This is a genomic window from Curtobacterium sp. NPDC087080, from assembly GCF_044745105.1.
Lineage (GTDB): Bacteria > Actinomycetota > Actinomycetes > Actinomycetales > Microbacteriaceae > Curtobacterium.
Genome location: NZ_JBIUZP010000004.1, coordinates 157,206 through 179,971 on the forward strand (window position 1 = coordinate 157,206; position 22,766 = coordinate 179,971).

Sequence of the window (22,766 nt, forward strand, 5' to 3'; positions counted from 1 at the left end):
GAGGAGGAACGATGATCGCCATCCGCCGCGCGCTCCAGCGCGTGCGCCGGTCCGACGAGGGGCTGTCCCTCGTCGAGGTCGTCATCGCCCTCCTCATCTTCACGGTGATCGTGATGGGCGCCCTCGCGTCCACCACCCTGGTCCTCCGCATGACCGCGGACAACCGCGGTCGGGTCGAGGCCGCCAACCTCGCCCAGCAGTACATCGACGTCGCGCGCATCGACGGCCAGAACGACCTGAACGGCCTGGCGAACAAGACCTACCCCGCCATCGCGGTGGACGGCGTCGAGTACACCGTCACGCGGACCGTGTCCTGGATCAACACGAACAACGTCGACACCGGTTGCACGGTCGCTGGCCTCTCGGGCAACGGATCCCTCCTCTTCCGTCGCGTGAACATCCGCGTGTCCTGGACTGGTCAGTCATCCACCACGCAGAAGATCGCGGCTGACACGGTCCTCGCGCCGACCAGCAAGATCAACGACCCCGCGCTCGGCACGGTCCTCATCTCGGTGACCTCGATCAACGGCGGCGGGACGAGCAACGTGACCGCGACCCTGGCACCCGACCGCACCGTCCCCGGCAACACCGCGCGCATGCTCGACGGCAGCGCGCAGCCCGACGTCACCAACGCGGACGGGTGCACCATCGCGAACAAGGTGGCACCCGGGACCTACACCGTGACTCTCAGCCCGCCGTCCGGCCAGTACCGCGACCAGGAGCAGGCCGCGAACCCGGTGAAGTCGGTCACGGTCGCCGCTGGGGACTCGGGAGGCGCAGCGTTCACGTACGACCCGGCGTGGGACTTCCAGAACCGGTACACGTCCGGGGTGAGCGCGTCGCTGCCGACGAACCTGACGACCTCGTACGTCAGCACCCTCGGCGTCTACCAGACCGCGGCCCCGGTCAGCGACCAGTACCTCAGCCCGATAGCGTCGGGCTACTCCGTCTACGCCGGGAAGTACGCTCCGACCGGCACTCCGGGCGGCTCCTGCCTGTCGACCGACCCGACCGCATGGCCGACGAGTGCAGATGGTCGGACCGGGAAGGCTCCGGCACAGGTCGCGCCCGCGACGGGGAGCTCGATCGCGTCGCCGACCGTCGCCATGGGAGCGGCGACGATCAACGTGAAGGCCCGGACGACGACCATCCGGGCCACGACGACGACCGCGGCCAACGGCGACCCGGGGTGCGCTGCGGGGATGACCTACACGTTCACCCGCACGGCGACGAGGAGCGACGGTACGGCGACCATCGCCCTGCCGTGGGGCACGTGGGCCGTGACCGAGAGTTCGGACGCGATCAACTTCAACCCCATCTCGCTCGGCAACATCATCGGTGGCCTGCTCGGCATCGTCGTCCCCGGCACCGCGAACGTCGTGACGCTCGACCCGAGGACCGCGGGGTGAGCGGGGCCCTGCTGCGGGTCGCGGACCGGATCCGGCGCGACGACCGCGGGCTGAGCCTGCCCGAGTTGCTCGTCACCATCATGATCTTCGCGATCGTGCTCGCCGTGGTCTCCGGGACGTTCGTCACCATGCTGCGGGCGACGACGTACGCCAACGCGACCGACACGAACGCCCGCTCGGCGTCGACGGCGATGAACGAGGTCACCCGACTCCTGCACGCCGCGATGCGGAACCCCCAGCAGAACGCGGCCGACGCCCCGGCGTTCGCCGTCGCTCGGACCGAGTCCATGACCTTCACGACCGCCGTGGACCTGTCGGGCGCGGCCCCGGTCGCGAACGCGGGTCCCGACCCCCGTCCGCAGCAGGTGGTGCTCGCGCTCGACTCCTCGCGACGCCTGGTCGAGACCGTCACCCCCGGACAGCCGGTCGTGTCCGGGTCGAGCTACTACCGCTTCACGGGCACACCGACGACACGGACCCTCGCACCGCCGGTTTCGGCGACCCCGAGCGGCCAGCAGGCCTTGTTCGTCTACTTCGACGCGACCAACACCGCGCTCGTCCCGGATGCGACGGGCGCGTTGAGTGCCGCGCAGATGCAGTCGGTCGTCTCGGTCGGCGTGACCCTCCGTCTGTCGAACAACGGTTCGGTCGCCGACAACAGCGTGACCCTCAGCAACCAGGTGAGCCTCCCCAACCTCCTCTCGACCGGAAGGGTCGGACCGTGAACGGACTCCGACAGCGCATCGACCTGACCCGCGCGCGCGACGACCAGGGGTTGGCGATGGTCATCGCGCTCATCTTCGGCATGGTCATCGTCGCCTTCGTCGCGACGTCGCTGTCGATCGCGACGTCCGGGAGGGTCAAGGCGAACGCCGACCAGAACTTCAACGCGGCGTTGAGCGCGGCGTACGCCGGCATCGCGGACTACCAGGCGCGACTGTCGAACGACAACACGTACTTCCAGTACGGCAACCCCGCATCCACCTACAGCCGAGGTAGCTCGGTGACGATGCCGCCGGCGGGCAAGGCCAACCCAGCGTTCGGGGTGGGCGCCGGAGCGTCGTGGGCGAAGGTCCCGGTGACGGCACCGGACACGCCGACGTCGTACTACCGGTACGAGGTCAACACCGCGCAGTACGGCACGAGCGGGACGATCAAGGTCCGGTCGACGGGGATGGTGGGCAACGCCGTGCGCTCGGTCGTCGCGTCCATCCGGCAGCAGGGCTTCATCGACTTCCTGTACTTCACCGACCTCGAGATCCAGGACCCTCAGATCTCCGGTGCCAGTACCACGAACTGCGTCCGGTACGCCTACCAGGGGCGGCCGACGACCGGCTGCAACGAGATCGCCTTCGGCAGCGGTGACGTCATCGCCGGACCTGCGCACTCGAACGACACCATGCGCATCTGCGAGGCGAAGTTCACCGAGACCCCCTCGACGTCCTACCAGCCGGCCGGCACCGCCCTGCGGTACACGGCGAAGAACTCCCTGAACCAGGCGTGCGCCGGGCAGCAGTTCCCGGCTGGCGTCAACCAGCCGTCGTTCGCCTCGTCGATCGGCATGCCGTCCACGAATTCGCAGCAGCTCCAGGAGACGCGCTCCGACCTCGGCGCCACCGTGCCCCGCCCCGGGTGCCTGTACACCGGACCGACCGACATCGTCTTCAACGCGGGCGGGACGATGACCGTGAAGTCGCCCGGCACGAAGTTCACGAACACGACGGGCGACGGTGCCACGGGTGGGTCGAACCCGGCGCAGTGCGGGCAGCCGGGCACGTCCTCGGGGCAGCTCGGCTCCGCTGCGGGCGCCACGATCCCGGTACCGGAGAACAACATCGTCTACGTGCAGAACATCCCGTCGGACGCATCGAACAAGAACGCCTCCTCGACCGTCGCGACCTGCAGCAACAACGGCGTGGGGTACCCGCTCGCAGGAGAGTCCACGCCGGGCCTCGGGACGGCGCCTTGTGCCTACGGCTCCCGCAACGGGGACGCCTTCGTGAAGGGCGACTTCCACGGGCAGCTGACCGTCGCGGCCCAGAACTACCTGTACGTCACAGGCGACCTGGACTACGTCGACTCGAGCGCGGACATCCTCGGCCTCACCGCGACGAACGCGGTGTGGGTGTGGAACCCCTACGGGGCCCTGTCATGGAGCAGGAACGGGGCGATGCTCGACGACGACGGGCGCGAGATCGACGCTGCGATCATCTCGGCCGCGCACACCTTCCAGGTGCAGAACTACGACCGAGGGGGTGCTCGCGGCAAGCTCACCGTCAAGGGAGCGATCGCCCAGCGGTTCCGCGGCATCGTCTCCTCGGGCAGCAACGGGTACGTGAAGGACTACCAGTACGACGCGCGACTCAAGTACACCGCTCCGCCCCGGTTCCTCAGCCCGGTCACCACCTCCTACGGCATCACGACGGTGGGCGAGGTCAAGGCAGCATTCCGGACCGACGGGAGCGCGGCATCGTGATCGGCGTACCCCCGGTCGTGCTGCTCGCTGTCCTCAGCGGCGGTGTCGGCCTCCTCATCGGCTCCTTCCTCAACGTCGTCATCCACCGCGTTCCCGCCGGCCTGTCCGTGGTGCGTCCGGCGAGCGCCTGTCCGACGTGTCACACCGCCATCCGGCCACGTGACAACGTGCCTGTGCTGTCCTGGGTGGTCCTCCGGGGCCGTTGTCGGCACTGCAGGACGGCGATCTCCGCGCGGTACCCGGTGGTCGAGCTCGCCACGGGCGTCCTGTTCGCCGTCGTCGTCGTGTGGGCCGTCGCGTCGGCCTCGTCGGCCTCCTTCGCGACGGCGGCCACGCTGCCCGTCGTCCTCGCGTTCCTGTACCTCATGGCGATCAGCGTGGCGCTGACGATGATCGACCTCGACGTGCACCGCCTCCCAGATCGCATCGTGCTGCCCGCGTACCCGGTACTGCTCGTGCTGTTCGCGATCGCAAGCGCTCTGAGCGGTGACTGGGGTGCGCTCCTTCGCGGCCTGGTCGGCATGGGTGCACTCGCCGCGGGGTACCTGCTGCTCGCCGTACTCGTCCCGGGCGGTATGGGTTTCGGTGACGTCAAGCTCGCCGGTGTCCTGGGGCTCGCGCTCGCGTACCTCGGTTGGGGACCCCTCGCAGTGGGCTCTTTCGCAGCGTTCCTGCTCGGCGGTACGTTCGCCCTCGTCCTCGTCGCCACGAGGCGCGTCGGTCGGCGCGGCGGGATCCCCTTCGGGCCCTGGATGGTGTGCGGCGCCTGGGTCGGTGTCTTCTCCGGCGCTGACTTCTGGAACGCCTACCTCGCACTCCTCGGCATCGGCTGAAGACCGGACGGAAAGACCACCATGGGAAAGAACATCGTCGGGCTCGACATCTCCGCGCAGTCCATCCGTGCGGTCGAGGTCGCCGACGCGGACAAGGCGAACCCGACCGTCGTCCGCATCGCGGAGGTCCCGACCCCCGAGGACTCCGTGACACGGGGCGAGGTGCTCGAGCCGAACACCGTGGCCGGGGCGGTCAAGCAACTCTGGTCCCTGGGCCGGTTCCGTTCTCGGGACGTGGTGCTCGGCATGGGGAACCAACGCGTCCTCGCGCGTCCGCTGACGGTACCGCGGGCGCCACTGGCGCAGGTCCGGGAGTCGCTGCCCTTCCAGGTGCAGGACATGCTGCCCGTCCCCGTCGGCGACGCGATCCTCGACTTCTACCCGACGAGCGAGGGCGTGCAGGACGGAGCGCCCGTGCTCGAGGGGTTGCTCATCGCTGCGGTCAAGGACGCGGTCCTGAACAACGTGCGCGCGGTGCAGCTCGCCGGCCTCAACCCGGTCGGGGTCGACCTCATCCCGTTCGCGCTGAGCAGGGTGCTCGCGACCCGGCGGTCCGTCCCCGGCACGGTCACCGTCATCGACCTCGGTGCGCAGACCACGTCGGTCGTGATCCTGACCGACGGTGTACCGCAGTTCGTCCGGATCATCCCGACCGGAGGGGCCGACGTGACGAAGGCACTCGCTGCGCGGATGTCCATCTCGTGGGACGAGGCCGAGATGGTGAAGCGGCACCTCGGCCTCGGTGCGGCCGCCCGGACGCCGGACGACCACCGGGCCGCCGGCGTCGTCCGTGAGTCCGTCGAGGAGCTCTACTCGAGCTTGAGGAACACCGTGAACTACTTCGTGAACACGCACCCGGACCAACCGGTCCGCGAGGTGGTGCTCGCCGGCGGCGGTGCTGCCCTGGGTGGCTTCGCCGACGGGTTCGGCGAACGTGTCGGGGTGCCGGTCCGGGTAGCGTCCGCGTTCGACGGTGTGGCGCGCGCCCGGTCTGTCCGGGACCACGACCTGGAGACCCGCGGATCGTCCGTCGCGGTCGCCTACGGCCTCGCGGTCGGAGGGAGAGCAGCATGACCAGCGCAGGAGCGGACGCCCGGTCCGCGGGAGGCCGGCGGCCCCTGTTCCGACGCACACCGTCGGTACCGTCACAGAGAAGGCCCGCGCCGCGCGCCCGGCCGGACGAACCGGACCGGCGGGGCAGGCGTACCGCCGTCACCGTCGGGTACGAGCCCCGGGTGCACCTGCTGCCGGCCGAGGTCCTGATCGAACGTCGGCAGCGAGCAGGCGTCAGACGAGCATGGTTGGTCGTGGCACTCGTCGCCGCCGTCGTCCTGCTCGGCACCGGTGGGGCGTACGCGACCGCGGCGAACGCCGAATCGGACCTCACCATCGCCCAGGACCACACCGTGTCGCTGCTCAAGCAGGAGCAGGGATTCGCCGAGGTGAAGACCGTCCAGGCGCAGTCGGCGCTCATCACGTCGGCGCAGCAGGTCGGCGGCTCGACGGAGATCGACTGGGGTACGACGCTCGAGGGAATCCAGGCATCGCTGCCGTCAGGGGTCGCGATCACCGGCGTCCAGGTCGACAGCGCGACGCCCCTGCAGGCGTTCTCCCAGTCGACGGCTCCGTTGCAGGGTCCCCGGGTGGCGACGGTCACGGTCACCGCGACCACCGCAGTGCTCCCGTCCGTCTCGGACTGGATCACCGCACTCGAGCTGATCCCGGGCTACGTCGACGCAAACGCCAACTCGGTCACGCTCGGCACGGACGACTCCGGCGGGTACACGGCGAACCTCACCATCCACCTCGACACCGGTGCCTACGACGGCAAGTACGCCGCCGAGAAGGGGGAGTGACGTGTCCCGCAACCGACTCATGCTCCTCGTCGCGGTGATGGCGAGCGTCGTGGTCGCCGTCGGCGGCTTCTTCCTCGGCGTGCAACCGCAGCTCGCACGGGCGGACGCCAGCGCCGACCAGCAGGCCTCGGCCGAACAGAGCAACGCGACGGCGGAGGGGCGCATCGCGAAGCTGCGCGCCGAGAGCCAGACCTTGCCGGCGCAGAAGGCAGAGCTCGCGGTCCTCGAGGGATCCATCCCCTCGTCACTCGACCAGGCAGCGTTCTACCGGGAGCTCTCGGACCTCGCGGACGCGGGTGGGGTGACCATCTCGTCGCTCACCACGTCCGATGCGCAGTCGTACGCTCCGCCGCAGGGTCCGGGAACGACCACCGAGGCGTCCGGCACCGCTTCGGCCGGGGCGACCCCGACCCCGACTCCCAGCGCCTCCGGCACCCCCGGAGCAGCCGCGGCGCCCGCCGTGACCACGAGCCCGGTCATCACCAGCACGAACTTCTCCGCGGTGCCGGTGACCGTCGGGGTCCAGGGGTCCTTCGAGCAGGCGACCGCCTACATGAAGGCCGTGCAGAACGGCAAGCGGCTGTTCCTCGTCTCGTCGATCGTCTCGTCGTCCTCCGCGAGCGGTTCGGACGCGAGCAACGAAGCCGGCCCCACGACCTGGACGCTCAGCGGCTTCATCTACGTCCTGCAGGACGCCGCCTCGACGCAGGCCGAACAGGCCGCAGCAGCGTCCTCGTCGAGCGCCTCGACGAACGGCTGACACCCCTCCTCAGAGCCCCCCGCGAAGTGGGTGCGACACGCCACGCCGCACCCACTTCCGCGACACCCGTCGCTGTGCCTACGATGCTCCCGACGCCGCACTCGCGGCTGCTCACACCCCTCTCGGACGGTCGCCTCAGGACGGCCGTTCCTCGTCGTGCCCGGAGTCGCGCGTGTTGGTCGGAATCGTGGAGTTCCTCGGCTGGTTCGGAGCCGTAACCGTCCTCGCAGGTTACCTGCTGTTCTCACTGGGCAAGATCCCGAACGGGCCGCTCTACCAGTCCCTCAACCTGGTCGGCGGGCTCTCCGTCGCCATCAATGTCGCCGCGCACCACGCGGTCCCGTCGACGATCGTGAACGGCGTCTGGGCGGTCATCGCCGTGGTGGTCCTGGTGCGGATGGGCCGCGCCCGTCGGGCTGCCCGACGCGGGGTCCCGGAGACACCCGCGGTCACCGTCCTGCACGTCGAGCCGCCGACGACGACGGCGGTCCTGCCGGTCGTCGGGCCTGCGCTGCGGGACCACGAGGCGGAGTCGACCCTGCGGGGCCACGAGGCGGAGTCGACCCTGCTCGACCACGACGAGGCCCCGGCGGAACGCGACCACGCGGCGGAGCCCGCGCAGCACGACCGTGCCGAGCCGCGCCTCCAGGACGGCACCGCGGCCCCCGTCGCCCCCATGACCGAGTCCGTCCCGGTCATCACCGCGACCATCGCGCTCGCGCTCGTCGCGGCGGCACAGCACCAGGCGAGCCAGGAACACCCCCGGGGCCAGGAGCACCCCCAGGGCCAGGGCCAAGGCCAGGCTCCCGTGCCAGAGCGCGACGCCGAGCAGGACCGCGAGCACGCGCAGGAGCGCGCCGCGCGGTGACGCGACGGCATCGGGACCCGCCACCCAGGATGCCCGGCAGTACGATCAAGCCATGTCCCGGTGGCTGATCGCGACGATGACGTCGATCCTCTTCATCGCCCTCGTCGTCGCGGTGACGGGCTTCGAGGCCCTGCTCGCCGACGTCGAGGCGATCCCGCAGCCGGACGCCGGCCCGTACCTCGGTCCGGCGATGGTGGTCGCGGCGGCCGCGGTCGTGTTCCTCGCCACGGCGGCGGGGATCCGCGAGGGCAACCCCGGCGTCACCGCACTCGTCGCCGCTGCGGGCACCTACCTGGCGATGCTCGCGACGGGAGCGGTGGGCTACTCGGTGACGCGGGGGGACGGAACCGAGCTCCTCGTGTTCCCCGCGGGTTCCGCGCTGAGCCCGTTCGTCGTCGGCTCGGTGGTCGTCGCCCTGCTCTGCGTCCTCGGCGGTGTCTCCGCCGCCCGGTACCAGGCCCGGTCGCGGGGGACCGCGCGGCGGTAGGATCCCGGAGCACGCACGAGGCACGACGGGGGACGCATGACCGACAACCAGCCGGGCGGGTGGGCACAGGTCCCGCACGTCGACACGCTCCGGGGCACGCAGGAGCCGCCGGTGCCCGTCACCACCCCGACCGCACCTCGCCCGCGTCGCCGGATGCGGCGCGGCGCACTGGTCGGGATCATCGCCGGCGGTGCAGCCGTGGTCCTGCTGCTCGTGACGGGCGTCGTCGGGTACACGACCCAGTCCTCCTCGCACTCGGCCGACCGGCCGGTGCGGGCCTTCCTCGACGACCTGACCGCTGGGCACGTGGACGACGCGCTGCGCCTGGCGGGTGTCGACCACGACGACGCGGACGTGCTGCTCACCGACGCCGCCTACGCGAAGGCGACGGACCGTGTCACCGGGTACCGCATCGCAGCGACCCGCACCGACGGTGACACCGCCACCGTGCGCGCGTACCTGCGACAGGGCGGCCGGGACGTCGCGTCCACCTTCACGCTCGACCGCACGGGGACCGACTGGGGGGTCTTCCCGGTGTGGGAGCTCCAGGCGCCGGACCTCGGACGGGTCCAGGTCTCGGTCCGCGGCCCCGGCGGGACCACGGTCGAGGTCGCCGGGCAGCGCGTCCGGACGTCCGATGACGGCATCGCGGACCTGACCGCCCTGCCGGGCTCGTACGCCGTGGCGGTCGACGGCGGGAAGTGGTTCACGGCAGCGGGTGCGACCGCGCGCGTCCCCGGCTTCAGCACGACCGGCTCGGTGCCGGTGTCCATGACCACGGAGCTCACCGACGACGGGAAGCAGGCCGCCCAACAGGCGGTCGACCGCTGGGTCGACGGGTGCATCGCCTCCACGGACCCGGCACCCGCTGGCTGCAGCTTCTACGCCTACGGCGAGGACCCGGCCTACACCTACACGAACCAGAAGTGGACGCTCGAGCAGCGCCCGCAGGTCACGGTCGGCGGATGGCTGTCGCGTGGGTGGACGGTCTCGACCTCGACCTTCGGTCGGGCCACCTTCACCGCGGACATCTCCGGGCCCGACGGTGTCGGTACGGCATCGGCGGGTCCGATGAACGTGAACGCGAGCGGGTACGTGTCGGGCTTCTCCGACGACGGCGCGACGTTCGAGTCCGCCATCGGCAACGGTTCGTCCGACGCGGGTTCCTGACGGGACGGGTCCGGTCCGCCGCTCGTCGGCCTGGAGGCCCGCCCCACCACCGCGGACGGGTCCGGACCGGCGGTCGTCGGCCTGGAGGCCCGCCCCACCACCGCGGACGGGTCCGGACGCGCGGTCGACGACCCGGAGGCTCGTCTCGCCACGCCAGCGTCGGCGCGCTCCGGGCGCGACGCGCCCGGATTGATTTCGCCGTGTGACGCGGGTAGTCTCTACCGGGTGTGCGCCCTCGGGCGCGCCCGAAATCCCGGGTCACCCTCGTCGACCTCGACGAGACCGTGCCGGGTCATCCATCCCACGACCTCCCTCCGCCGTCAGGCGGTGATCAGCGTGGGATGAGGAAGCCGACGGAATGCGTCGGCCAGAGCACGAGCGAAGAACCAGGAGAACAGTTGCCTACCATCCAGCAGCTCGTTCGCAAGGGTCGTACGCCCAAGGTCGTCAAGACCAAGGCGCCGGCACTGAAGGCGAACCCCCAGCAGCGTGGTGTCTGCACCCGCGTCTACACCACCACCCCCAAGAAGCCGAACTCGGCCCTGCGCAAGGTCGCTCGTGTCAAGCTCTCGAACGGCACCGAGGTCACGGCCTACATCCCCGGTGAGGGCCACAACCTGCAGGAGCACTCGATGGTGCTCGTCCGCGGCGGTCGTGTGAAGGACCTCCCCGGCGTGCGGTACAAGATCATCCGCGGCGCCCTGGACACCCAGGCCGTCAAGAACCGTAAGCAGGCCCGCAGCCGCTACGGCGCGAAGAAGGGTTGAGTTAGATGCCTCGTAAGGGTCCCGCCCCGAAGCGTCCCGTCGTCGCCGACCCGGTGTACGGCGCGCCGATCGTCTCGCAGCTCGTCAACAAGATCCTCCTGGACGGCAAGAAGGGCCTCGCCGAGCGCATCGTCTACGATGCACTCGAGGGCGTCTCCGCCAAGAACCAGCAGGACGCCGTCGCGACGCTGAAGAAGGCGCTCGACAACGTCCGTCCGACCCTCGAGGTCCGCAGCCGCCGCGTCGGTGGCTCGACCTACCAGGTCCCGGTCGAGGTCAAGCCGCACCGCGCGAACACCCTCGCGCTCCGCTGGCTCACCTCGTACGCCAAGGCCCGTCGCGAGAAGACGATGACCGAGCGTCTCATGAACGAGATCCTCGACGCGTCGAACGGTCTCGGTGCCGCGGTCAAGCGCCGTGAGGACACCCACAAGATGGCCGAGTCGAACAAGGCCTTCGCCCACTACCGCTGGTAATCCCGGCCCGGTAGTCCCGGCTCCGATCGGGCGTCGGTGGTCACGCACCACCGACGCCCGCCCGGGCGCCACCCTCTCCTACAACTCTTCCGGAGGAACCTGTGGCACAGGACGTGCTCACCGACCTGAACAAGGTCCGCAACATCGGCATCATGGCGCACATCGATGCCGGCAAGACCACGACGACCGAGCGCATCCTGTTCTACACGGGCATCACGCACAAGATCGGTGAGGTCCACGACGGCGCTGCCACGATGGACTGGATGGCGCAGGAGCAGGAGCGCGGCATCACGATCACGTCGGCCGCGACGACCTGCTTCTGGGACAACAACCAGATCAACATCATCGACACCCCCGGTCACGTGGACTTCACGGTCGAGGTGGAGCGCTCGCTCCGCGTCCTCGACGGTGCCGTCGCCGTCTTCGACGGCAAGGAGGGCGTCGAGCCCCAGTCCGAGACCGTGTGGCGTCAGGCGGACAAGTACGACGTCCCCCGCATCTGCTTCGTCAACAAGATGGACAAGCTCGGCGCGGACTTCTACTTCACCGTCGACACGATCATCAACCGCCTCGGTGCGGAGCCGCTCGTGCTCCAGCTCCCGATCGGTGCCGAGAACGACTTCGTCGGCGTCATCGACCTCATCGAGATGCACGCCAAGGTCTGGCCCGGCGACGCCAAGGGTGACGTGACCATGGGCGCCCAGTACGAGGTCCAGGAGATCCCCGCGGACCTCAAGGACCGCGCTGAGGAGTACCGCGCGAAGCTGATCGAGCGCGTCGCCGAGACCGACGACGCCCTGCTCGAGAAGTTCTTCGGCGGCGAGGAGCTGACCAAGGACGAGATCAAGGGCGCGATCCGCAAGCTCACGATCGCTTCCGAGGTCTACCCGGTCCTCTGCGGCTCGGCCTTCAAGAACCGCGGCGTCCAGCCGATGCTCGACGCGGTCATCGACTACCTCCCGTCCCCGCTCGACGTGCCGCCGATGATCGGCCACGACGTCAAGGACGAGGAGAAGGAGATCATCCGCAAGCCCGACGCCACCGAGCCGTTCTCGGCCCTGGCGTTCAAGGTCGCGGTGCACCCCTTCTTCGGTCGTCTGACCTACGTCCGCGTGTACTCCGGCTCGATCGAGTCCGGTGCCCAGGTCATCAACTCGACCAAGGGCAAGAAGGAGCGCATCGGCAAGATCTTCCAGATGCACTCCAACAAGGAGAACCCGGTCGACAACGTGACCGCGGGCCACATCTACGCGGTGATCGGCCTCAAGGACACCACCACCGGTGACACGCTCTGCGACCCGACCGACCAGGTCGTCCTCGAGTCGATGACGTTCCCGGAGCCGGTGATCGAGGTCGCCATCGAGCCGAACACGAAGGCCGACCAGGAGAAGCTCTCCACGGCCATCCAGAAGCTCGCGGAAGAGGACCCGACGTTCCGCGTCGAGCTCAACGCCGAGACCGGTCAGACGACGATCAAGGGCATGGGCGAGCTCCACCTCGACATCCTCGTCGACCGCATGAAGCGCGAGTTCAAGGTCGAGGCGTCGGTCGGCAAGCCGCAGGTGGCCTACCGCGAGACCCTGACCAAGGTCGTCGAGCGCTACGACTACACGCACAAGAAGCAGACCGGTGGTTCCGGCCAGTTCGCGAAGGTGCAGATCGCCCTCGAGCCGATGGAAGTCACGGCCGAGAAGGTCTACGAGTTCGAGAACGCCGTCACCGGTGGTCGCGTCCCGCGTGAGTACATCCCGTCGGTCGACGCCGGTATCCAGGACGCCATGCAGGTCGGCATCCTCGCCGGGTACCCGACCGTCGGCGTGAAGGCCATCCTCAAGGACGGCGCGGCGCACGACGTCGACTCGTCCGAGATGGCGTTCAAGATCGCCGGTTCGATCGCCTACAAGGAGGCCGCCCGCAAGGCCGGTCCCGCCATCCTCGAGCCGATCATGGCCGTCGAGGTGCGTACTCCCGAGGAGTACATGGGCGACGTGATCGGTGACCTGAACTCCCGTCGTGGCCAGATCGCCTCGATGGAGGACGCCTCGGGCGTCAAGGTGGTCCGCGCGAGCGTGCCGCTGTCCGAGATGTTCGGCTACGTCGGGGACCTCCGGTCCAAGACCTCTGGTCGTGCGGTCTACTCGATGACCTTCGAGACCTACAGCCAGGTCCCGGCCAAGGTCGCCGAGGAGATCATCGCGAAGAACAGCGGAGAGTAACGCTCCGGCGTTCTCTCCACAGGCGAGGGTGCCCGGCGACGGGCCCCTCGTCACCAAGTACAGTTAGACACACACCCTGCACGCCAACGGTTCACGGAACCGGGGGCATGCTCTCCGAGTCCTGAGGAGGACCCACAGTGGCCAAGGCCAAGTTCGAGCGGACCAAGCCGCACGTCAACATCGGAACCATCGGTCACGTCGACCACGGCAAGACCACGCTCACGGCGGCGATCACCAAGGTTCTGCACGACCAGTACCCGGACCTCAACGAGGCCCGTGACTTCGCTCAGATCGACAGCGCTCCCGAGGAGCGCGACCGCGGCATCACGATCAACATCTCCCACGTCGAGTACCAGACCGACAAGCGCCACTACGCGCACGTCGACGCTCCTGGTCACGCCGACTACGTGAAGAACATGATCACCGGTGCGGCCCAGATGGACGGCGCGATCCTCGTGGTCGCCGCCACCGACGGCCCGATGCCCCAGACGCGTGAGCACGTCCTGCTCGCCCGCCAGGTCGGCGTCCCGTACATCGTCGTCGCGCTGAACAAGTCCGACATGGTGGACGACGAGGAGATCCTGGAGCTCGTCGAGCTCGAGGTCCGTGAGCTCCTCGGCTCGCAGGAGTTCGACGAGGACGCCCCCGTCGTGCAGGTCTCGGCGCTCAAGGCGCTCGAGGGCGACGAGAAGTGGGTCAAGTCCGTCCAGGACCTGATGTCCGCCGTCGACGAGAACGTCCCGGACCCGGTGCGCGCCACCGACCAGCCGTTCCTCATGCCGATCGAGGATGTCTTCACGATCACCGGTCGTGGCACCGTCGTCACCGGTCGTGTCGAGCGTGGCACGCTGGACCTCAACTCCGAGGTCGAGATCGTCGGCATCCGCCCGACGCAGAAGACCACGGTCACGGGCATCGAGATGTTCCGCAAGCTGCTGGACAAGGCTGAGGCGGGCGACAACACCGGTCTCCTCATCCGTGGCCTCAAGCGCGAGGACGTCGAGCGCGGCCAGGTCGTCGTGAAGCCGGGTTCGGTCACGCCGCACACCGAGTTCAAGGCGAACGCGTACATCCTGACCAAGGAAGAGGGCGGTCGTCACAACCCGTTCTACGCGAACTACCGTCCGCAGTTCTACTTCCGCACCACGGACGTCACCGGCGTCATCACGCTGCCCGAGGGCACCGAGATGGTCATGCCCGGCGACACCGTCGCCATGTCGGTCGAGCTGATCCAGCCGATCGCGATGGAGGCCGGCCTCCGCTTCGCCATCCGTGAGGGTGGCCGCACGGTCGGCGCCGGTACGGTCGAGGAGATCGTCAAGTAACTCCCGGTTCTCCGGAAGACACTGCGCCAGCGGGGTCGGGCCTTCGGGTCCGGCCCCGCTTCGTCGTCCCTGGCGGACGTCCGGTCAGTCCGGGGGCGTTCCCGGTGACGGGTCCCAGGCGTCGACGGGCAACATCGTCGGAGTGACCCGTCTCCGCCGCTCCGCGACCAACGGTCGTGGCTACCACCGTGTCCGCAGCGGCACGGGGTTCTCGTACCGCGACCCGGACGGGAAGACCGTCACGGACGCCGTCGTCCGACAGCGCCTCGACGACCTCGTGATCCCTCCGGCCTGGGACGACGTGTGGATCTCGCCGTACGAGAACGGGCACATCCTCGCGACCGGCAAGGACGGCGTCGGCCGGCGTCAGTACATGTACCACCCCGGGTGGCGCGAGCGGATGGACCGGATCAAGTACGACCGGGCACTCGCTCTCGCGGAGTCGCTGCCGTCCGCGCGACGGATGGTCACGCAGGACCTGCGGCGACCCGAGCCCGACCGGCGGCGTGCTCTCGCCGCGGCGTTCCGGATGCTCGACCAGGGTTCGCTCCGCGTCGGCTCCGAGCGCTACGCCACCGAACACGGCAGCCGCGGCTTGTCGACGCTGCTGTGCGCGCACGCCCACGTGTCGGGCGACGACATCGAGCTCGACTTCCCGGGCAAGAGCGGGCAGGAGTGGTCGTCCACGATCCACGACCACGACCTCGCGCGGGTGATCGCCGGGATGAAGCGTCGCGGACCGAACGCGCGCCTGCTGTCCTTCCGTGCCGAGCGCGGTGCCGAATGGGAGCCGCTCGCCGCCGAGGACATCAACGAGTACGTGAAGGAGCGAGCCGGCGACGAGTTCACCGCGAAGGACTTCCGCACCCTGCACGGAACCGTCGCGGCCGCGGTGGACCTGGCGCGTACCGGCCCGCAGTCGAGTGAGGCGAAGCGCAAGAAGGCCGTCTCGCACGCCGTGAAGGCCGCGAGCGAGGAGTTGGGCAATACCCCGACGGTGTGCCGGCAGAGCTACATCGACCCGCGCCTGCTCGACGCGTACCAGCACGGCGAGACCATCGACCCCGAACGCCTCCACGCCGCCGAGTCCGAGGTGCGTGCCCTGCTCTACCGACAGTGACCTGAGGGGGCGGATCATGACGTACGGTTGGACACCGTGCCCGACCTCCCCCACCCGGGCACGGAAGGACCCCTCCCAGTCGTGACCGACGAGTGCATCCACGGTTTCCCCACCGAACTCTGCGACATCTGCTCCCCCCGACAGGCCGAGGTGCCTGCAGTCCCCTCCACGCCGACACCCCGTCGGACCCGCATCACCACCGACCTCCGTTCCACCCCGGCCCCCGCGCGCGGCTCCTCGTCGCTCCGGTCGCCGGCAGCTCCCGAACTGCCGGAGCCGCGCGTGTTCGCGTCGCTCCGGGCGCACCACGCCACCCACGTCGAGAACCTGGCGTCGATCGTCGGCGAGGGTGCGATCCTCGCCGCCGACGCGGCCACTCCGGCCGTCGACGTCAGCTCCGCCGAGACGCGTGCCGCGCGCGCCGAGGCGACCGCTCCCGACGGTGGCTCCGTGTCGGGCCACGTCCCGTTCACGCTCTCGCCGGACGCCACTCGCTGGGACGAGCTCCGCCGCGGCGCCGAGGGTGACCGCTGGTCCGACGCCGCCCGACGCACGCGTGCGACCGAGTACGTCGTGCTCGTCGTGCCGGTGTCCGCGTTCGGCGCCTCCGTGATCGTCGCCGACCAGGACGCCGAGGCCGACGACGTGCGCTTCGCGGTCGGACCGGAGGCAGCGACGAACCTGATCCGCCGGACGGACTTCACCGACCCGGAGATGCACGGCCTCGAGCTGCTCGCGGGGCCCCGCGTGCCGTTCTCGTCGATCGCCGTCATCGGGGTGCCGAACGACCGCGTCCGGCAGCAGGTCAAGACGCTGCTCGCCGAGCACCGCGTGACCGGTCCCCGGGTCGCGGTCTTCCCGCCGTGGTTCGTCCCGCCGGTGCCCGAGGAGTTCTGACCCGGTCGGACGACCTCCCTGCCATCGTGCCCGCTCGGCCTCGCCGAGCGGGCACGATCCGTTCCGCCGCCCTCGGCGGAGTCACTCGACGGAAGGTGTCGGGTCCCGTCTGGCCGTGCCGAGCGGGCGACATCCGTCACGCTCAGCACCCGGACCCGACCGATCCCACCCGCGCGGTGCTCGGCGCGCGGCGTGTCCTGCCCGCTCGCGGACCGACGCCGGGCCCGACGCAGCGGGCCCCGGCCTGTCGGGTCGAGGAGGGTGCCGAGGGCGGACCGAGCACCTCGTGAAGGTGCGCGACGCGCCCGGGGTGCGCCGCGCCTCCAGGCCGGGCAGAACCGCGCCGTTCCGGGCGAGCGCGCCGTCGCGAACCCCCCAGAACCCGACGACACGCCCGGGTTGCACGGATGCCGTGCCTATGCGAGACTTGTCCGGTTCCGAATTCCGCGGGCGTTCGCGCGCGCAGGATCACTGCTCTGGCAGTGCACAATCCCTCCGTCCAGCGGAGCTGGGTTGGGCCGCAGGCAGCAGAACACGATCGAGTCCCCACCACCACCTCGGGTGCAGCTGTGCCCGGAGTGCGGGGAAGCGACATGCCCACGCTGGACGGCCACGGTCGCCCTGCGCGGTTGACAGGAGAACAGCGGTCATCCCCCGAGGATGCGGCCGGTTGGTTCAGGAAAACAGCCAAGCCCTGCAGGAATGCACGGTGACGGCGGCGTCAGGCGGCCCGAGGGTGCGCGGCGCAGAGAGGACAGAGAGACACATGGCGGGACAGAAGATCCGCATCCGGCTCAAGTCGTACGACCACGAGGTCATCGACACGTCGGCCCGGAAGATCGTCGACACGGTGACCCGTGCCGGTGCGACCGTGGTCGGCCCGGTGCCGCTCCCCACCGAGAAGAACGTGGTCACCGTGATCCGTTCTCCCCACAAGTACAAGGACTCGCGCGAGCACTTCGAGAAGCGCACGCACAAGCGGGTCATCGACATCGTCGACCCGACGCCGAAGGCCGTCGACTCGCTCATGCGACTCGACCTCCCGGCCGACGTCAACATCGAGATCAAGCTGTAAGGGGGACTGACTGATGGCGAACTCAACCAAGACCGTCAAGGGCCTCCTCGGCAAGAAGCTCGGGATGACCCAGGTGTGGGACGAGAACAACAAGTTCATCCCCGTCACCGTGATCGAGGTCGGCCCGAACGTGGTCACCCAGATCCGCAACGTCGAGCGCGACGGCTACGAGGCGATCCAGATCGCCGCCGGCGCGATCGACCCGCGCAAGGTGAACAAGCCGGCCGCCGGCCACTTCGAGGCTGCTGGTGTGACCCCGCGTCGCACCCTCACCGAGATCCGCACCAACGACTCCGCCGAGTACACGCTCGGCCAGGAGCTCACCGTCGACACCTTCGAGGCCGGCCAGAAGGTCGACGTCGTCGGGACGTCGAAGGGCAAGGGCTTCGCCGGTGTCATGAAGCGCCACGGCTTCGCCGGTGTGTCCGCTTCGCACGGTGCTCACCGCAACCACCGCAAGCCCGGTTCGATCGGTGCTTCGTCGACCCCGTCGCGTGTCTTCAAGGGCATGCGCATGGCCGGCCGCATGGGTGGCGAGCGCGTGACCGTCCTCAACCTCACGGTGCACGCCGTCGACGCCGAGAAGGGTCTGCTGCTCGTCAAGGGCGCCGTCCCCGGTGCTCGCGGTCGCTCCGTCTTCGTCCGCACCGCCGTGAAGGGTAAGTGATCATGGCCACCGAGACCGCAACCACGATCGACGTCCTCGACGCGACCGGAGCCGTCGCCGGCAGCATCGAGCTGCCCGCCGAGCTCTTCGACGTCGAGACGAACGTCCCGCTGATCCACCAGGTCGTCACCGCGCAGCTCGCCGCCGCGCGTCAGGGCACCCACAAGACCAAGAACCGCGGCGAGGTCCGCGGTGCTGGTCGCAAGCCGTTCAAGCAGAAGGGCACCGGCCGCTCCCGTCAGGGTTCGGTCCGCGCTCCGGAGCACACCGGCGGTGGCGTCGTCCACGGACCGACCCCGCGCGACTACTCGCAGCGCACCCCGAAGAAGATGATCGCCGCTGCTCTGCTCGGCTCGCTCTCGGACCGCGCCCGCGGTGGCCGCATCGCCGCTGTCGAGTCCTTCGTCCCGGCTGAACTGCCCTCGACGAAGACCGCTCGCACGCTCATCGAGAAGGTCGCGCCCGTCAAGAACGTGCTCGTCGTGCTCGAGTCGGCCGACGAGCTCACGCTCAAGTCGGTCCGCAACCTGCCGAACGTCCACGCGCTCTCGTACGGCCAGCTCAACGCCTACGACGTGCTCAAGGCCGATGCCCTCGTCTTCAGCAAGAGCGCACTCGACGCCTTCATCGCGTCGAAGACCGCGAAGGAGATCTCCGCATGAGCGGCTTCAACAAGGACCCGCGCGACATCATCATCTCGCCGGTCGTCTCGGAGAAGAGCTACGGTCTGATCGACCAGGGCAAGTACACGTTCATCGTGGACCCCCGCTCGAACAAGACCGAGATCAAGCTCGCCATCGAGAAGATCTTCGACGTCAAGGTCGCGAGCATCAACACGCTGAACCGTCCGGGCAAGACCCGTCGCACGAAGTTCGGCCTGGGCAAGCGCAAGGACACCAAGCGCGCCATCGTGACGCTCAAGTCCGGTTCGATCGACATCTTCACGGCTGTCGGCTGAGGACCAGAGGGATAAATCATGGCTATTCGTAACTACAAGCCGACGACCCCCGGTCGTCGCGGCTCGTCGGTCGCCGACTTCGCTGAGATCACCCGTTCGACGCCGGAGAAGTCGCTGCTTCGTCCGCTGCCGAAGACCGGTGGCCGCAACAGCTCGGGCCGCATCACCACCCGCCACATCGGTGGTGGCCACAAGCGCCAGTACCGCGTGATCGACTTCCGTCGTCACGACAAGGACGGCGTGGACGCCAAGGTCGCACACATCGAGTACGACCCGAACCGCACCGCGCGCATCGCGCTCCTGCACTACGTCGACGGCACGAAGCGGTACATCATCGCGCCGAACAAGCTCAAGCAGGGCGACGTCATCGAGCAGGGCCCCGGCGCCGACATCAAGCCCGGCAACAACCTGCCGCTGCGCAACATCCCCGTGGGTACGGTCATCCACGCCATCGAGCTCCGCCCCGGTGGCGGCGCGAAGATGGCGCGTTCGGCCGGTGCCTCGGTCCGCCTCGTCGCCAAGGACGGCCCCTACGCGCAGCTCCGTCTGCCGTCGGGCGAGGTCCGCAACGTCGACGCCCGCTGCCGCGCCACCATCGGCGAGGTCGGCAACGCCGAGCAGTCCAACATCAACTGGGGCAAGGCCGGCCGCATGCGCTGGAAGGGCGTCCGCCCGACCGTGCGTGGTGTCGCGATGAACCCGGTCGACCACCCGCACGGTGGTGGTGAGGGCAAGACGTCCGGTGGTCGTCACCCGGTCAGCCCCTGGGGCCAGGCCGAGGGTCGTACGCGCAAGCCGAACAAGCCGAGCGACAAGCTCATCGTCCGTCGCCGTAACGCCGGCAAGAAGCGCAAGTAGGAGTTCAGAAGATGCCACGCAGTCTGAAGAAGGGCCCCTTCGTCGACGAGCACCTGCTCCGCAAGGTCGTCACGCAGAACGAGGCCAACACCAAGAACGTGATCCGTACCTGGTCGCGTCGCTCGATGATCGTCCCGAACATGCTCGGGCACACGATCGCCGTGCACGACGGCCGCAAGCACATCCCGGTGTTCGTCACCGAGTCGATGGTCGGTCACAAGCTCGGCGAGTTCGCGCCGACCCGCACCTTCCGTGGTCACGTGAAGGACGACAAGAAGGGCCGTCGCCGCTAAGGCGGGGACGAAGAGGAGGAACGAAATGGTGGAGTCGATCGCACGCGTGCGACACATCCGCGTCACGCCTCAGAAGGCCCGTCGCGTCATCGAGCTGATCCGCGGCAAGCAGGCTCACGAGGCCCTCGCCATCCTGAAGTTCGCCCCCCAGGGCGCTTCGGAGCCCGTGTACAAGCTGGTCGCCTCGGCGATCGCCAACGCACGTGTCAAGGCGGACTCGACGAACAGCTTCCTCGACGAGCGCGACCTCTACGTGAGCCGCGTCTTCGTCGACGAGGGCACGACCCTGAAGCGGTTCCAGCCGCGTGCCCAGGGCCGGGCCTTCCGCATCAACAAGCGCACCAGCCACATCACGGTCGTCCTCGCGACGCCGGACGAGGCCGAGGTCGCCGCGACGAGCAAGAAGGCGAGCAAGTAATGGGCCAGAAGGTCAACCCGTACGGCTTCCGTCTCGGGATCACGACGGACCACGTCTCGCACTGGTTCACCGACAGCACGAAGGCCGGTCAGCGCTACGCCGACTACGTGGCCGAGGACATCAAGGTGCGCGAGTACCTGAAGAAGACCCTCGACCGCGCCGGTGTCGCCCGCATCGAGCTCGAGCGCACCCGTGACCGCGTCCGCGTGGACATCCACACCGCGCGTCCGGGCATCGTCATCGGTCGCCGTGGCGCCGAGGCGGAGCGCGTCCGTGGCGAGCTGGAGAAGCTCACCAAGAAGCAGATCCAGCTCAACATCCTCGAGGTCAAGAACCCCGAGACCGAGGCCCAGCTCGTCGCGCAGGGCATCGCCGAGCAGCTCTCCGCTCGTGTCGCGTTCCGTCGCGCCATGCGCAAGGGCCTGCAGGGTGCACAGCGCGCCGGCGCCAAGGGTGTCCGCATCCAGGTGTCGGGTCGTCTCGGCGGTGCCGAGATGTCGCGCTCGGAGTTCTACCGCGAGGGCCGCGTGCCCCTGCACACGCTCCGCGCCAACATCGACTACGGCTTCTACGAGGCGCGCACCACCTTCGGTCGCATCGGCGTGAAGGTCTGGATCTACAAGGGCGACATCACGAACAAGGAGCTCGCTCGCGAGCAGGCGAACCAGCGTTCGTCGCGCCCGGAGCGTCGTGGCGGCCCCCGTGGCGAGCGCGGCGACCGTCGTGGCGGCGACCGTGGCGGCCGTCAGCAGCAGGCCCCGCAGGACGCGCCGGCCGGCGCAGGAGTTGAGGCGTAACCATGCTTATTCCCCGTCGAGTCAAGCACCGCAAGCAGCACCACCCGAAGCGCTCGGGTCAGGCCACCGGCGGTACCAAGGTCAGCTTCGGCGACTACGGTATCCAGGCCCTCACCCCGGCCTACGTGACCAACCGTCAGATCGAGTCCGCTCGTATCGCGATGACGCGTCACATCAAGCGTGGCGGCAAGGTGTGGATCAACATCTACCCGGACCGTCCGCTGACCAAGAAGCCGGCTGAGACCCGCATGGGTTCCGGTAAGGGCTCGCCCGAGTGGTGGGTCGCCAACGTCAAGCCGGGTCGTGTGCTCTTCGAGCTCTCCGGCGTCAACGAGGACATCGCCCGCGAGGCGCTGACCCGTGCAATCCACAAGCTGCCCCTCAAGGCACGCATCATCAAGCGCGAGGAGGGCGACGCGTAATGGCGATCGGTTCCAAGGAGCTCCGTCCCACGGAGCTCGACACGTTCGAGAACGAGCGTCTCGCTGACGAGCTGAAGAAGGCCAAGGAGGAACTCTTCAACCTCCGCTTCCAGTCGGCCACCGGCCAGCTGGAGAGCCACGGTCGTCTCCGTGCCGTCAAGCGCGACATCGCACGCATCTACACCGTCCTCCGCGAGCGCGAGCTCGGCATCCGTGCCACCCCCGCGCCCGTCGAGACCGCCACCAAGGCCAAGAAGACGAAGAAGGCTGACAAGCCGGCCGAGTCGACCGAGGCCGCTACCGCCGAGGAGAACTGATGGCGAACGAAGAGAACAACTCCGCCGCCTCGACCCGCGGCTACCGCAAGACGCGTCGCGGCTACGTGACGAGCGACAAGATGGACAAGACCATCGTGGTCGAGGTCGAGGACCGCGTGAAGCACGCGCTCTACGGCAAGATCATCCGCCGCACGTCCAAGGTGAAGGCCCACGACGAGCTCGGCACCGCTGGTGTCGGCGACCTCGTCGTGATCAGCGAGACCCGTCCCCTCAGCGCCTCCAAGCGCTGGCGCCTGGTCGAGATCCTCGAGAAGGCCAAGTAGGCCCCGGCCTGCTTCGG

General features: G+C 69.1%; 27 protein-coding genes. All 27 read left to right on the top strand.

Annotated elements, in window-relative coordinates; genetic code table 11:
• Window positions 1–11: 11 nt before the first annotated feature.
• The 27 genes from ACIPEQ_RS12210 (at window position 12) to rpsQ (ending at window position 22,749) form a co-directional block, all read left to right on the top strand.
• Window positions 12–1,409, top strand: coding sequence for a prepilin-type N-terminal cleavage/methylation domain-containing protein (locus ACIPEQ_RS12210; protein WP_402715378.1), 1,398 nt, complete (start codon window positions 12–14; stop codon window positions 1,407–1,409).
• Window positions 1,406–2,134: a type II secretion system protein J gene (locus tag ACIPEQ_RS12215; RefSeq protein ID WP_402715379.1), complete on the top strand. Its 729-nt coding sequence runs from the start codon at window positions 1,406–1,408 to the stop codon at window positions 2,132–2,134. The genes ACIPEQ_RS12210 and ACIPEQ_RS12215 overlap by 4 nt, the downstream gene beginning before the upstream one ends.
• On the top strand, window positions 2,131–3,885 hold the full coding sequence (locus ACIPEQ_RS12220; RefSeq protein WP_402715380.1) for a hypothetical protein: 1,755 nt from the start codon (window positions 2,131–2,133) through the stop codon (window positions 3,883–3,885). Before ACIPEQ_RS12215 ends, ACIPEQ_RS12220 begins: the two co-directional genes overlap by 4 nt.
• Entirely contained in the window at window positions 3,882–4,718 is an 837-nt protein-coding gene (locus ACIPEQ_RS12225) for a prepilin peptidase (RefSeq protein ID WP_402715381.1), read from the top strand. Before ACIPEQ_RS12220 ends, ACIPEQ_RS12225 begins: the two co-directional genes overlap by 4 nt.
• 21 nt (window positions 4,719–4,739) lie before the next feature.
• Complete coding sequence (gene pilM / locus ACIPEQ_RS12230) at window positions 4,740–5,792, top strand: type IV pilus assembly protein PilM (RefSeq protein ID WP_402715382.1); 1,053 nt, start codon at window positions 4,740–4,742, stop codon at window positions 5,790–5,792.
• A 233-nt stretch (window positions 5,793–6,025) separates the two neighbouring features.
• Window positions 6,026–6,574: a hypothetical protein gene (locus ACIPEQ_RS12235; RefSeq protein WP_402715383.1), complete on the top strand. Its 549-nt coding sequence runs from the start codon at window positions 6,026–6,028 to the stop codon at window positions 6,572–6,574.
• A gap of 1 nt (window position 6,575) precedes the next feature.
• Window positions 6,576–7,334 (top strand): hypothetical protein, encoded by a 759-nt coding sequence (locus tag ACIPEQ_RS12240; protein ID WP_402715384.1) that lies wholly within the window; start codon window positions 6,576–6,578, stop codon window positions 7,332–7,334.
• 172 nt (window positions 7,335–7,506) lie between these two features.
• Entirely contained in the window at window positions 7,507–8,202 is a 696-nt protein-coding gene (locus ACIPEQ_RS12245; protein ID WP_402715385.1) for a hypothetical protein, read from the top strand.
• 52 nt (window positions 8,203–8,254) lie between these two features.
• Window positions 8,255–8,689 (top strand): DUF6121 family protein, encoded by a 435-nt coding sequence (locus ACIPEQ_RS12250; protein WP_402715386.1) that lies wholly within the window; start codon window positions 8,255–8,257, stop codon window positions 8,687–8,689.
• Window positions 8,690–8,725: 36 nt separating this feature from the next.
• Window positions 8,726–9,859 carry a hypothetical protein gene (locus ACIPEQ_RS12255; RefSeq protein ID WP_402715387.1) on the top strand — a complete coding sequence of 378 codons (1,134 nt, stop codon included), beginning with the start codon at window positions 8,726–8,728 and terminating at the stop codon, window positions 9,857–9,859.
• A 398-nt stretch (window positions 9,860–10,257) separates the two neighbouring features.
• A complete protein-coding gene (rpsL, locus tag ACIPEQ_RS12260) occupies window positions 10,258–10,626 on the top strand; it encodes a 30S ribosomal protein S12 (RefSeq protein WP_058728453.1) in 369 nt (122 codons plus the stop codon).
• Between the two features lie 5 nt (window positions 10,627–10,631).
• The gene (rpsG, locus tag ACIPEQ_RS12265; protein WP_058728452.1) at window positions 10,632–11,102 is read left to right on the top strand and encodes a 30S ribosomal protein S7; all 471 of its coding nucleotides are present in this window, start codon (window positions 10,632–10,634) and stop codon (window positions 11,100–11,102) included.
• Between the two features lie 101 nt (window positions 11,103–11,203).
• On the top strand, window positions 11,204–13,318 hold the full coding sequence (gene fusA, locus ACIPEQ_RS12270) for an elongation factor G (RefSeq protein WP_126890947.1): 2,115 nt from the start codon (window positions 11,204–11,206) through the stop codon (window positions 13,316–13,318).
• Window positions 13,319–13,455: 137 nt separating this feature from the next.
• Window positions 13,456–14,643, top strand: a complete 1,188-nt coding sequence (gene tuf, locus ACIPEQ_RS12275; RefSeq protein ID WP_058728450.1) for an elongation factor Tu — start codon at window positions 13,456–13,458, stop codon at window positions 14,641–14,643.
• A 142-nt stretch (window positions 14,644–14,785) separates the two neighbouring features.
• Entirely contained in the window at window positions 14,786–15,763 is a 978-nt protein-coding gene (locus tag ACIPEQ_RS12280; RefSeq protein WP_250366258.1) for a DNA topoisomerase IB, read from the top strand.
• A gap of 282 nt (window positions 15,764–16,045) precedes the next feature.
• Window positions 16,046–16,660 (top strand): DarT ssDNA thymidine ADP-ribosyltransferase family protein, encoded by a 615-nt coding sequence (locus tag ACIPEQ_RS12285; protein WP_402715388.1) that lies wholly within the window; start codon window positions 16,046–16,048, stop codon window positions 16,658–16,660.
• Window positions 16,661–17,426: 766 nt separating this feature from the next.
• A complete protein-coding gene (gene rpsJ / locus ACIPEQ_RS12290; RefSeq protein WP_022903286.1) occupies window positions 17,427–17,735 on the top strand; it encodes a 30S ribosomal protein S10 in 309 nt (102 codons plus the stop codon).
• A gap of 13 nt (window positions 17,736–17,748) precedes the next feature.
• Complete coding sequence (gene rplC / locus ACIPEQ_RS12295) at window positions 17,749–18,402, top strand: 50S ribosomal protein L3 (protein ID WP_022903285.1); 654 nt, start codon at window positions 17,749–17,751, stop codon at window positions 18,400–18,402.
• A gap of 2 nt (window positions 18,403–18,404) precedes the next feature.
• Window positions 18,405–19,064: a 50S ribosomal protein L4 gene (gene rplD, locus ACIPEQ_RS12300; RefSeq protein ID WP_402715389.1), complete on the top strand. Its 660-nt coding sequence runs from the start codon at window positions 18,405–18,407 to the stop codon at window positions 19,062–19,064.
• The gene (rplW, locus tag ACIPEQ_RS12305; protein WP_058742338.1) at window positions 19,061–19,360 is read left to right on the top strand and encodes a 50S ribosomal protein L23; all 300 of its coding nucleotides are present in this window, start codon (window positions 19,061–19,063) and stop codon (window positions 19,358–19,360) included. Before rplD ends, rplW begins: the two co-directional genes overlap by 4 nt.
• A gap of 18 nt (window positions 19,361–19,378) precedes the next feature.
• Complete coding sequence (gene rplB / locus ACIPEQ_RS12310; protein ID WP_058728264.1) at window positions 19,379–20,218, top strand: 50S ribosomal protein L2; 840 nt, start codon at window positions 19,379–19,381, stop codon at window positions 20,216–20,218.
• 11 nt (window positions 20,219–20,229) lie between these two features.
• Window positions 20,230–20,511, top strand: a complete 282-nt coding sequence (gene rpsS, locus ACIPEQ_RS12315) for a 30S ribosomal protein S19 (protein WP_017885529.1) — start codon at window positions 20,230–20,232, stop codon at window positions 20,509–20,511.
• Between the two features lie 25 nt (window positions 20,512–20,536).
• On the top strand, window positions 20,537–20,929 hold the full coding sequence (gene rplV / locus ACIPEQ_RS12320; protein ID WP_035809257.1) for a 50S ribosomal protein L22: 393 nt from the start codon (window positions 20,537–20,539) through the stop codon (window positions 20,927–20,929).
• Complete coding sequence (rpsC, locus tag ACIPEQ_RS12325; RefSeq protein WP_022903280.1) at window positions 20,929–21,726, top strand: 30S ribosomal protein S3; 798 nt, start codon at window positions 20,929–20,931, stop codon at window positions 21,724–21,726. Before rplV ends, rpsC begins: the two co-directional genes overlap by 1 nt.
• Window positions 21,727–21,728: 2 nt before the next feature.
• Window positions 21,729–22,148, top strand: a complete 420-nt coding sequence (gene rplP / locus ACIPEQ_RS12330) for a 50S ribosomal protein L16 (RefSeq protein ID WP_022906346.1) — start codon at window positions 21,729–21,731, stop codon at window positions 22,146–22,148.
• The gene (rpmC, locus tag ACIPEQ_RS12335; RefSeq protein WP_058728265.1) at window positions 22,148–22,465 is read left to right on the top strand and encodes a 50S ribosomal protein L29; all 318 of its coding nucleotides are present in this window, start codon (window positions 22,148–22,150) and stop codon (window positions 22,463–22,465) included. The genes rplP and rpmC overlap by 1 nt, the downstream gene beginning before the upstream one ends.
• A complete protein-coding gene (gene rpsQ, locus ACIPEQ_RS12340; protein WP_066657023.1) occupies window positions 22,465–22,749 on the top strand; it encodes a 30S ribosomal protein S17 in 285 nt (94 codons plus the stop codon). The genes rpmC and rpsQ overlap by 1 nt, the downstream gene beginning before the upstream one ends.
• Window positions 22,750–22,766: the final 17 nt, after the last annotated feature.

Bases quoted from the DNA above. Each gene is read 5' to 3' on its own strand.
- ACIPEQ_RS12210 (WP_402715378.1), top strand. From the start codon at position 12: ATGATCGCCATCCGCCGCGCGCTCCAGCGCGTGCGCCGGTCCGACGAG.
- pilM (WP_402715382.1), top strand. From the start codon at position 4,740: ATGGGAAAGAACATCGTCGGGCTCGACATCTCCGCGCAGTCCATCCGT.
- ACIPEQ_RS12250 (WP_402715386.1), top strand. From the start codon at position 8,255: ATGTCCCGGTGGCTGATCGCGACGATGACGTCGATCCTCTTCATCGCC.
- ACIPEQ_RS12255 (WP_402715387.1), top strand. From the start codon at position 8,726: ATGACCGACAACCAGCCGGGCGGGTGGGCACAGGTCCCGCACGTCGAC.
- rpsG (WP_058728452.1), top strand. From the start codon at position 10,632: ATGCCTCGTAAGGGTCCCGCCCCGAAGCGTCCCGTCGTCGCCGACCCG.
- rpsJ (WP_022903286.1), top strand. From the start codon at position 17,427: ATGGCGGGACAGAAGATCCGCATCCGGCTCAAGTCGTACGACCACGAG.
- rplC (WP_022903285.1), top strand. From the start codon at position 17,749: ATGGCGAACTCAACCAAGACCGTCAAGGGCCTCCTCGGCAAGAAGCTC.
- rplD (WP_402715389.1), top strand. From the start codon at position 18,405: ATGGCCACCGAGACCGCAACCACGATCGACGTCCTCGACGCGACCGGA.
- rplW (WP_058742338.1), top strand. From the start codon at position 19,061: ATGAGCGGCTTCAACAAGGACCCGCGCGACATCATCATCTCGCCGGTC.
- rplB (WP_058728264.1), top strand. From the start codon at position 19,379: ATGGCTATTCGTAACTACAAGCCGACGACCCCCGGTCGTCGCGGCTCG.
- rpsS (WP_017885529.1), top strand. From the start codon at position 20,230: ATGCCACGCAGTCTGAAGAAGGGCCCCTTCGTCGACGAGCACCTGCTC.
- rplV (WP_035809257.1), top strand. From the start codon at position 20,537: ATGGTGGAGTCGATCGCACGCGTGCGACACATCCGCGTCACGCCTCAG.
- rpsC (WP_022903280.1), top strand. From the start codon at position 20,929: ATGGGCCAGAAGGTCAACCCGTACGGCTTCCGTCTCGGGATCACGACG.
- rplP (WP_022906346.1), top strand. From the start codon at position 21,729: ATGCTTATTCCCCGTCGAGTCAAGCACCGCAAGCAGCACCACCCGAAG.
- rpmC (WP_058728265.1), top strand. From the start codon at position 22,148: ATGGCGATCGGTTCCAAGGAGCTCCGTCCCACGGAGCTCGACACGTTC.
- rpsQ (WP_066657023.1), top strand. From the start codon at position 22,465: ATGGCGAACGAAGAGAACAACTCCGCCGCCTCGACCCGCGGCTACCGC.